General features: G+C 68.2%; 11 protein-coding genes. 10 read left to right on the forward strand and 1 reads right to left on the reverse strand.

The features are described from left to right. The 7 genes from AC5RWT_RS30375 to AC5RWT_RS30405 all read left to right on the forward strand — a co-directional run. On the forward strand, window positions 1–762 hold a 762-nt coding region (locus tag AC5RWT_RS30375), incomplete at its 5' end, for an ATP-binding cassette domain-containing protein (protein ID WP_494083458.1). 187 nt (window positions 763–949) lie between these two features. After that, window positions 950–2,161, forward strand: coding sequence for a molybdopterin molybdotransferase MoeA (locus tag AC5RWT_RS30380; protein ID WP_494083459.1), 1,212 nt, complete (start codon window positions 950–952; stop codon window positions 2,159–2,161). Further along, window positions 2,158–2,634 (forward strand): cyclic pyranopterin monophosphate synthase MoaC, encoded by a 477-nt coding sequence (gene moaC, locus AC5RWT_RS30385; protein WP_493968095.1) that lies wholly within the window; start codon window positions 2,158–2,160, stop codon window positions 2,632–2,634. Before AC5RWT_RS30380 ends, moaC begins: the two co-directional genes overlap by 4 nt. Then, window positions 2,631–3,149, forward strand: coding sequence for a MogA/MoaB family molybdenum cofactor biosynthesis protein (locus tag AC5RWT_RS30390; RefSeq protein WP_493968094.1), 519 nt, complete (start codon window positions 2,631–2,633; stop codon window positions 3,147–3,149). Before moaC ends, AC5RWT_RS30390 begins: the two co-directional genes overlap by 4 nt. 10 nt (window positions 3,150–3,159) lie before the next feature. After that, window positions 3,160–3,588, forward strand: coding sequence for a molybdenum cofactor biosynthesis protein MoaE (locus AC5RWT_RS30395; RefSeq protein WP_493968093.1), 429 nt, complete (start codon window positions 3,160–3,162; stop codon window positions 3,586–3,588). A gap of 16 nt (window positions 3,589–3,604) precedes the next feature. Next, window positions 3,605–4,360 (forward strand): 4-hydroxy-tetrahydrodipicolinate reductase, encoded by a 756-nt coding sequence (dapB, locus tag AC5RWT_RS30400; protein WP_493968092.1) that lies wholly within the window; start codon window positions 3,605–3,607, stop codon window positions 4,358–4,360. After that, window positions 4,357–4,860, forward strand: coding sequence for a tetratricopeptide repeat protein (locus AC5RWT_RS30405; RefSeq protein WP_493968091.1), 504 nt, complete (start codon window positions 4,357–4,359; stop codon window positions 4,858–4,860). Before dapB ends, AC5RWT_RS30405 begins: the two co-directional genes overlap by 4 nt. A 46-nt stretch (window positions 4,861–4,906) precedes the next feature. Here AC5RWT_RS30405 and AC5RWT_RS30410 read toward each other — a convergent pair whose 3' ends face one another. Beyond that, window positions 4,907–6,097 carry a heparan-alpha-glucosaminide N-acetyltransferase domain-containing protein gene (locus tag AC5RWT_RS30410; RefSeq protein ID WP_494083460.1) on the reverse strand — a complete coding sequence of 397 codons (1,191 nt, stop codon included), beginning with the start codon at window positions 6,095–6,097 and terminating at the stop codon, window positions 4,907–4,909. A gap of 115 nt (window positions 6,098–6,212) precedes the next feature. Here AC5RWT_RS30410 and AC5RWT_RS30415 point away from each other — a divergent pair, with 115 nt between their 5' ends. From AC5RWT_RS30415 to AC5RWT_RS30425, 3 genes are all read left to right on the forward strand, one after another. Next, entirely contained in the window at window positions 6,213–7,016 is an 804-nt protein-coding gene (locus AC5RWT_RS30415) for an alpha/beta fold hydrolase (protein ID WP_494083461.1), read from the forward strand. 142 nt (window positions 7,017–7,158) lie between these two features. Then, complete coding sequence (gene dapA / locus AC5RWT_RS30420; protein ID WP_494083462.1) at window positions 7,159–8,070, forward strand: 4-hydroxy-tetrahydrodipicolinate synthase; 912 nt, start codon at window positions 7,159–7,161, stop codon at window positions 8,068–8,070. A gap of 7 nt (window positions 8,071–8,077) precedes the next feature. Continuing rightward, a complete protein-coding gene (locus AC5RWT_RS30425; protein WP_494083463.1) occupies window positions 8,078–9,769 on the forward strand; it encodes a ribonuclease J in 1,692 nt (563 codons plus the stop codon). Window positions 9,770–9,982: the final 213 nt, after the last annotated feature.

Below are 9,982 nucleotides of genomic sequence, written 5' to 3' on the forward strand. Positions count from 1 at the left end.
AATGTCGCCTACGGGCCGCGCAGCCGCGGAGCCACCCGCACCGAGGCGCGCCGGACCGCCCGGCACTGGCTGGCGGAACTCGACGCCCTCGAACTGGCGAACCGCCGTCCTGCCGAACTTTCCGGCGGCCAGGCTCAGCGCGCCGCGGTGGCCCGGGCGCTCGCGGCCGACCCTTCGCTGTTGCTGTTCGACGAGCCGATGTCCGCTCTTGACATTACGGCCGCTCCGGCGCTGCGCAGGCTGCTCCGCCGGGTGCTGGCCGGGCGAAGCGCGGTCATCGTGACCCATGACGCGCTGGATGCGTTGCTGCTGGCCGACCGGGTGGTGGTGATGGAGAACGGGCGGATTGTCGAGCAAGGGCCGGTGCGCGAGGTGTTCGCCCGGCCGCGCAGCCCCTTCGCGGCGGGCATGACCGGCCTGAATTTTGTCACCGGTACCGCCACGGAGGCCGGGCTCGTCGCCGTCGACGGGAGCTGCTGGAGCGGCGAAACCGAGCCCGGGCTGCGGCCCGGTGACCCGGCAGCTGCCGTCTTCCGCCCCGCCTCGGTGGCGGTGTTCACCGACCTGCCGGCGGGCAGCCCGCGCAACGCCGTGGCAGCCACGGTCACCGAGCTCGTGCCGCACGGCGGCCTGGTCACCGTCCGGGCGGGCTGGCTGGCCGCGGACGTCACGCCGGCGGCGGTGTCCGACCTGTCCTTGGCTCCGGGGGAGCGTGTGCACTTTGTGGTCAAGGCGGCCGAGATGTCGATCTACCGGCGCTGAAACCGCCGCTGTGCTGCCGACGCCACGCAGTGGGGTTTGGGGCGTCCCCTAGGATGGCAGCAGACCATGCAACCGTGGCGGACGCGGCGGGCCTCCGCCATCTCGCGGCCGCCGGTTCCGCCCACGCATCTGCCGGCGGCAGCCAGCGACCCAGGTAAACCGCGACCCAGGTAAACAAGGAGGGCCAGTGGCCAAAAGCGTTGCCGAGCATCGTGCCGACGTCGAGGAGCTGCTCCGCCACGCCGCCCGCGCAAGCCTCGGCGGCCGCGAAACCGTGGCCTTGGCCTCAGCGCACGGCCGCGTGCTGGCCGTCGATGTAGCCGCGCCGATGAGCCTGCCGCCGTTCGCCAACTCGCAGATGGACGGATACGCAGTCCGCAGCGCCGAGACCGCCGGTGGCGCCGACCTCAGGGTGGCCGCCGCGATACCCGCCGGACACCCCGCTCCGGCCCTGGCGCCGGGGTGGGCAGCCCCCATCATGACCGGAGCCATGCTGCCCGGGGGAGCAAACGCCGTTGTCCCGATTGAAGAAGCGGTGCCGGATGCTTTCCTGACCGTGCCGGAGGGCCACACGGTCAGGCTTCCGGAAACTCCCGCCGGCCGGTTCGTCCGCCAGGTAGGCAGCGATATTGCCGCCGGAGATTTGGCGCTCGCGGCCGGGACGGTGCTGAAGGCGCCGCAGCTCGGTCTGCTGGCCGCGCTGGGTCTCGCCTCGATCGAGGTGCGGCCGCGGCTGAGGGTCCTGCTGCTGAGCACCGGGGACGAAGTGGTGGCGGCCGGGGGACGGTTGGCCGCCGGGCAGATCTATGATGCGAACAACACCATGCTGGCGGCGTCGCTGCGTGACGCCGGCTGCGAAGTGGTGGAGACCCGGATCCTTGCAGATGCGGCGCCTGCTTTCCGCCGCCTGCTGGACGCGGACCTGCAGCGCCACGGCGCCGACCTGGTGCTGACGTCCGGAGGAATCTCCAAGGGAGCCTTCGAAGTAGTCCGGCAGGCGCTCGAGCCCGAAGGAGTGGCGTTCTCCCCGGTGGCCATGCAGCCGGGCGGCCCGCAGGGCGCCGGGCGGCTCGAACATGCCGTGTTCCTGGGTTTCCCCGGCAACCCGGTGAGTTGCCTGGTCTCGTTCGAGATGTTCTTGCGGCCGGCGCTGACTGCCGCACTGGGAACGCCGGCGCCGCGCAGCGCTCTGCGGGTGCCGCTCTCAGAAGCCGCGGAGTCACCCGCGGCAAAACACCAGGTGCGGCGCGGCCATTACGACGGCGTGCGGGTGCAGCTGGTGGGCGGAGCCGGGTCCCATTTGGTGCACGCGATGGCGCAGTCCAACGCGCTGGTCCACCTGCCCGTGGGCATGCAGCACGCCGAAGCCGGCCAAGACGTGGAAATATGGCTGCTATGAGCGAAGCAGAACGCCTGACCCACGTCCGCGAGGACGGCACGGCGCACATGGTCGATGTCAGCGGCAAGGACGAAACCACCCGGGAGGCCACCGCCCAGGCCGTGCTCTCCACCCGCCCCGACGTGGTGGGGCTTCTGGTCGCAGGGTCCTTGCCCAAGGGCGACGCGCTCGCCGTCAGCCGCGTGGCGGGGATCATGGCGGCCAAGCAGACGCCGCAGCTGATTCCGCTGTGCCACCCGCTGCCGATCAGCAAGGTGACGGTGGACTTTTTCCCGGCTGCGGAATCGGTGCGGATCGAGGCGACGGTCAAGACACGCTCGGTGACCGGCGTGGAAATGGAAGCACTGACCTCCGCCTCGGTCGCTGCGCTGAGCCTGTACGACATGGTCAAGGCCGTGGACAAGCACGCCGTCATCTCCGACATCAAGGTCTTGGCAAAGTCCGGAGGCAAGAGCGGGGATTGGACACTGTGAGCGCCAGGACCGCCGGCATCATTGTTGCCTCCACCCGGGCCGCAGCCGGCACGTATGACGATGAATGTGCGCCGTTGATTTCCGAATGGCTTGCCAGCCATGGCCTCACTGCCGGCGTCCCGCAGATTGTCGCCGACGGCGAACCCGTCCGCCACGCGCTGCGGAAGATGCTCGCGGCCGGACCCCGGGTCATCGTCACCAGCGGAGGCACAGGCCTCGCTGCCGACGACCGCACCCCGGAAATCACCGCCGTCGTGCTGGAACGGGAATTGCCCGGCGTGATGGAAGCGGTCCGCGACTACGGCCGCACCAAGACTCCGCTGGCGGCACTGAGCAGGGGCGTGGCCGGGACGGTGGGCTCCACGTTCGTCGTCAATCTGCCCGGGTCGCCCGGAGGAGTGCGTGACGGCCTGGCAGCCCTGGATCCGCTGATCGGGCACATTTGCGCGCAGCTGGAGGGGAAGACCGATGCCGGCCATTCCGGACCGGGAGATACTGGGAGCACCAGCAGATGAGAGGACAACGATGACCAGCAGGGTGCTGTTTGCGCAGGTGACCGGTGAAGCGATCGACGCCGGTGCAGCGGCTGCCGCAGTGGATTCCGCCGAATGCGGTGCAGTGGTCTGTTTCAGCGGGGTAGTCCGCAACCACGACGGCGGGCAGGCTGTGGCAGCGCTGTCCTACTCCGCCCACCCCACCGCCCAGCGCGTGATGGCCGAGGTCGCTGACAGCATCGCCGCAAAGCACGACGGCGTCCGGATCTGGGTGGCGCACCGCACCGGCCCGCTCGCGATCGGCGATCCGGCCTTGGTCGCTGCCGTTGCCTCGGCGCACCGCGCCGCGGCCTTTGCCGCCTGTTCGGAGCTGGTGGACAGGATCAAGGCCGAGGTGCCCGTGTGGAAGGAACAGCACTTTGCGGACGGCAGCACCGAGTGGGTCGGCATCGGCCAGTAACGCTACGCTGGAGGACATGACTGAGCAACTTGCGGTGGCCGTCCTGGGGGCCGGCGGACGGATGGGGAGCGAGGCCGTCAAGGCCGTCGAGGCCGCCCCTGACATGGTACTGGTGGCGGCGCTGAAGCGTGGTGACTCCCTCGAAGACCTGGTGGCGGCCGGCGCCCAGGTGGTGGTGGACCTGACCACACCGGACAACACCGAGGCCAACGTCCGTTTTGCCGTTGAGCACGGCATGCATGCCGTGGTCGGCACCACCGGGTGGGACGAAGCCAAGCGGGCGTCGCTGATGGAACTGCTCCACCTGCACCCCGACATCGGTGTGCTGATCGCACCCAACTTCGCGCTTGGCTCCGTGCTGGCCTCAGCCTTCGCCGCAACCGCAGCCAAGTACTTTGAATCGGTGGAAATCATCGAACTGCACCACCCGGACAAGGTGGATGCGCCGTCCGGCACCGCCGTCCGCACGGCGCAACTGGTGGCCGCAGCCCGCGACGGTGCAGGCGTACCGGCCAGTCCGGATGCCACCACCAAGGCGCTTGACGGTGCCCGCGGTGCCGAGGTGGACGGCGTGCGCGTGCACAGCGTGAGGCTGCGCGGCCTGGTGGCGCATCAGGAAGTGCTGCTGGGCGGACCGGGCGAACAACTCACCATCCGGCACGATTCGTTCGACCGCGCTTCTTTCATGCCCGGCGTGCTGCTGGGCGTCCGGACCGTCGCAGGACGCCCCGGCCTGACCTACGGACTAGACGGGTACCTGGAACTTTCATGAGCAACACCGAAGACTCTGCCGCCAACCCGGACCGCAACGGCACCATCGGCTGGTATGCCCGGCACGGAGCGAAAATCTGGGTCGGGGTGATCATCGTCCTGCTGGTGGGCTATCTGGGCGCCACGCTGCAGCGGGCTGCGTTGATGCTCACCGAACCTGACCCGGTGGCCAAGGGCCTGGGCGTGGCGCTGGTGATCCTGCCGGTCATCGGAGCCTGGGCACTGAGCCGGGAATTGCTGTTCGGGTCGAGGATGTCCCGGCTGGCCAGGACACTCGAAGCCGAGGGCGGGCTGCCGGTGGACAATCTGCCGCGCACGCCCGGCGGGCGCATCGTGCGCGAAGCAGCGGACCAGGAGTTCCTGAAGTACAAGGCCGAGGCCGAGGCCGCGCCCGGAGACTGGCGCAGCTGGTTCCGTCTCTCGTGCGCCTACGACGCAGCCGGGGACCGCAAGCGTGCCCGCGAGTCGATGCGCCACGCCATCAGCCTCAGCCGGTCCTGAGCGGCCGGCCACGGTCCTGGATTACTGCCTGCCGGACCAGCGCCGCTCACCGGCTCCGGCTGCGGCTGCCGGCCGGGTTGAGCGCGTCGCGGGTCAGCCGTGAGGCAGTGGACGTAACCAACTCGAACGGGCCACGCCACCCCAGCCAGTAGAAGGCCATGCCCACCGCTATTGCTGCAGCTGCCTGCCACAGGTACGCCTGCAGCTCCGGGGCTGCCGGCGGCAGGGCGCTGATGATCCACACATGGGCCGAGTAGAGCGTCAATGTCATGGCACCGGCGCCGGAGAGCGGCAGCAGCAGCCACGGCAGCCGGGAGGTCAGCAGCAGGCACACCGCCAGGACTGCGGCTGAGGTGCCCACCGTGTGCAGCAAGTCAAAGCTCGTTCCGGAGTGCGGCGACGCGCCGCCGAGCCACCACCACGAGCCGCGCTGCTCGATCCAGCTCATGTTCACCTGGTACACCAGGTCGAAGTCCGCGCGCTGTGCAGGTTCGGTGGCCGCTACCTCGGCATAACCGCCCAGCTCTTCCATCACGAACCAGGACCCTGCCTTTGCCGCCACGGCCAGGACGGCGCCCCCTGCCAGCAGCCCCAGCTGGACCCCTGTGCGCCTCAGTTCCATCCGGCCGATCAGCAGGCCCGCCAGCAAATAGCCGAGCCACTGCACCACGGGATAGTAGCCGGTGAGGAAGATATCGCTGAGCAGCGTTGCCGGCGTCAGCAGGTCGTGGACCATCGGGTTATGGCCCAGCTCGGCCGGGTGCACGGCGGCTTCTGCCCAGGGCCGCAGCAAGTGGGCCAGGACGGGGGAGAGGAGGATCCAGCCGGCGGCCCACAGCGCCAGCACGCCGCGGCGCATGTGTAGGAACGGAAGCGCACACAGGAACAGGACTGCGTAGTGGACCAGGATCACGGCGACGTTCACTTCGAGCGTGCCGAGCATCATGCCGACTGTTGCAATCAGCAGCGCACGCACCGCGATCCCGCCGCGGTCCGCGCCCAGGCTGCCGCCCTGGTGGCCGCGGCTGCCGCCGGTCAGCAACGCCAGCCCGACGCCGGCCAGGACCGCGAACAACGCCGAAGAGCGTCCGGAAAGAACCAAACCCACGAAGTTGGGCTGTGGATCCGTACCGGCCGTCCATGGTGCAAAGATGTGGGTTGCCATCATGCCCAGCAAGGCGATGCCGCGGGCTGCATCAATGCCGGTAATGCGGTGGCCGGTGGGAGCTGGGGGCATGCACCGATAATCTCACAGCGGTCGGGGGAGGCGGCCCGGAGATACCGCCTGCGGGTGCGCGGTAGCGTGAAGGAGTGAACACGGTGGAGAACGGCCCCGCAGCCTTGGAGCGGCCATGATGGGATTCGCTGTCAATGAGAACGACGGCGTGCGCCTGGCTTTTGAGGACACCGGCACCGGCGAGCCGCTGCTGTTGGTCCACGGAACCGCATTGTCCAAGGCCGCATGGCGCGGACTGGGCTACCAGCGTGCCCTCAAACCGCGCTATCGGGTGGTCTCGCTGGACATGCGCGGGCACGGCCGCAGTGACAAACCCCACCATGCCGGCGCCTACACGATGGAGCGCTTCGTGGGCGACATCGAAGCGGTCCTGGACGCCTGCGGCCTGGAATGCGTGAACTACTTTGGCTACTCCTTCGGCGCACGGGTGGGGCTGGCCATGGCAGCAGCCCGGCCACAGCGCCTGCGGTCGCTCACAACGCTCGGCGGGACCCACCGGAGCATGGCAGGCCAGGTCGGGCAGCTCTTTTTTCCGGACTACCTGGATGCGCTCGAGACGGGCGGGATGGAAGAGTTCATCCGTCGTTGGAACACCCGCCGCGCGGTCCCGGTGGACCCGGCTACCCGGCACGCCTTTCTGGCGAACGACCCGGCAGCGCTCGCCGCGTATTTCCGTGCCGGTGAAGAGTTGCCGGGGCTTGATCCGGCCGAAGTGCAGCGGATCCATCTGCCCGCTCTGCTGATCGCCGGCAGCGAAGACCACCCCCGCGCCGAGGAATCCCGCCAGGCCGCGGCACTGCTGCCGGACGGACACTATGCCGAGCTCCCCGGGCTGGACCATGCGGGCTGCCTCTCCGCCCAGACCAAGGTGACTTCCCTGCTGACGGGATTCCTCGAGGGCCTCCCGGCGGGACGCTGATACACCTGCCTCCCGGGCAGCAGCCTGCCCGGGAGGAGAGCTCCCGCGGCAGGTGGGGAAACGCGCCGTGAGGGTCCTCTCTGTGTCGCCCCTTGTACATCCTTGGCATGATCCGGCGCCCGGACACGGTAACGTTTTCCCTATGGCTGAGTCTGACATTCGTGAGTATCCCTTCGGCACCCTGGTCACCGCGATGGTCACCCCGTTCACGGAAGAGGGTGAGGTCGACTACCCCAAAGCAGCCGAACTCGCGGACAAGCTGGTCCAGGACGGTTGCGACGGCCTCGTCGTCACCGGTACCACCGGGGAGACCTCAACCCTCACCGATGACGAGAACGTGGGGATGTTCCGCGCGGTCGTGGAGGCGGTAGGCGGCCGCGCCAAGGTGATCGCCGGATCGACGACCAATGACACGCGCCACTCCATCAGCCTTTCGCGCCGCGCTGCCGGCGCCGGCGTGGACGGCCTGCTGGTCACCGCCCCGTATTACAACAAGCCGAGCCAGGCCGGCGTGCAGGCACATGTCGAAGCCATCGCCTCGGCCATTGATCTGCCGGTCATGATCTATGACATCCCCGGCCGCGCCGGCATCAAGATCGAGACTGAGACCTTGATCCGGCTGGCAGAGCACCCGCTCGTCGTGGCGCTCAAGGACGCCAAGGCGGACTACGGAGAGACTACCCGGGTCCTTGCCAACACCGACCTCGACGTCTACTCGGGTGACGACGGATTGACCCTGCCGTTGATGGCGGCCGGCGCAGTCGGCGTCGTCAGCGTGACCGCCCATGTGGCAACCCGGCAGTTCCGCGACCTGGTTGATGCCGCACTGTCCGGGGATTTTGCTACCGCCCGCCGGATCCACTTCGAATTGGACCCGGTCATCCGGGCCGTGATGACACACGTTCAGGGCGCGGTCGCCGCCAAGCAAGTATTGAAGTGGCAGGGTGTCCTGCCGAATTCGGTGGTGCGCCTGCCGCTGGTGGAACCGTCGGAGGCCGAGCTGGCCGCCGTCCGCGCGGACCTGGCCGAGGCCGGTTGGGCGCTGGAGGTCTGACCGGACGATGAGCGAATCCACAATCGCACAGTTGCGCACTCCGCCCCGGCTGGAGCCCGGGACGCTGCGGATTGTCCCGCTCGGAGGCCTCGGGGAGATCGGCCGCAATATGGCGGTCTTCGAGATCGACTCCAAACTCCTGGTGGTCGACTGCGGCGTGCTGTTCCCGGAAGAACACCAGCCGGGCGTGGATTTGATCCTGCCGGATTTCTCGTACATCGAGGACAGGCTCGACGACGTCGTCGGGGTGGTCCTCACCCACGGTCATGAAGACCACATTGGTGCCGTCCCGTACCTGCTCCGCATGCGCCAGGACATCCCCCTGATCGGGTCCCAGCTCACCCTGGCCCTGGTCGAGGCCAAACTGGTTGAACACCGGATCAAGCCCTTCACCCTCACCGTCGCCGAGGGGCAGATCGAGCAGTTCGGACCGTTCGAATGCGAATTCGTGGCGGTCAACCACTCGATCCCCGACGCCTTGGCCGTCTTCATCCGGACCGCGGCCGGCACCGTGCTGCACACCGGGGACTTCAAAATGGACCAACTGCCGCTGGACGGCAGGATCACGGACCTGCGCGCCTTCGCCCGACTGGGGGAGGAAGGCGTGGATCTGTTCATGGCCGACTCCACCAACGCGGACGTCCCCGGCTTCACCACGGCGGAGAAGGAAATCGGCCCGGTGCTGGAGCGCTTGTTCGGCCAAGTGGAGAAACGCATCATCGTCGCCTCCTTCTCTTCCCACGTGCACCGCGTGCAGCAAGTGCTCGACGCCGCTGCCGCCCACGGCCGCCATGTGGCCTTCGTGGGGCGTTCCATGGTGCGCAACATGGGCATCGCCTCCAAACTGGGCTATCTGAAGGTCCCCGAGGGCATCCTGGTGGACCTGAAGAACGTGGAGGACTTTCCCGACGACCGGATCGTGCTGATGTCCACCGGATCGCAGGGCGAGCCGATGGCGGCGCTGTCGCGCATGGCCAACGGCGACCACCGGGTCCAGGTCGGCGCGGGGGACACGGTCATCCTGGCGTCGTCGCTGATTCCGGGCAACGAGAACGCCGTCTTCCGGGTGATCAACGGACTTTTGAAGCTCGGCGCCGATGTCATCCACAAGGGCAATGCAACGGTGCACGTGTCCGGCCACGCTGCTGCCGGTGAACTGCTTTACTGCTACAACATCCTGCGGCCCAAGAACGCGCTCCCGGTGCATGGCGAGACCCGCCACCTGATCGCGAACGGGCGGCTGGCCGAGCAGACCGGTGTGCCCGCCGAGAATGTGCTGCTGGCGGACGACGGTTCGGTTATCGATCTGAAAGACGGAACAGCGCGGATCGTCGGCCAGATCGAATGCGGGTACGTGTATGTGGATGGGTCCAGCATCGGCGAAATCACCGACGCCGACCTGAAGGACCGCCGAATCCTGGGCGAGGAAGGCTTCATCTCCGTCATCACGGTGGTCAACCGCAGCACCGGGCAGATTGTCTCCGGTCCCGAAGTCCATGCCCGCGGCTTTGCCGAAGACGACTCGGTCTTCGACGACATCAAGCCCAACATCATTGCCGCTCTCGAAGAAGCCGTGGTCAACAACAAGGACCACACGACCTACCAGCTGCAGCAAGTGGTGCGCCGGGTCATCGGCACCTGGGTGAACAAGCGCCACCGCCGCCGCCCCATGATCGTCCCCGTGGTCCTGGAGGCCTGATCCGGGACCGGCGCAACTGATCCGCGCGGGGCAAATCCCGGGGATCAGCCTGCTCAGCCGGTAACCTTGCCACTATGGCGACTCGTACTTCCCCTGCCCGAAAGGGCACCCAGCAGTCGCGCGGTAAGGGTACAGGCACTACTGCGCGCTCCTCCTCGGGGCGTTCCAGCAAGACCAAGGTGCTCGATGTGCAGCCCCAGGAGGAGCAGCTGC

This window comes from Arthrobacter sp. Dra40 (assembly GCF_059091905.1).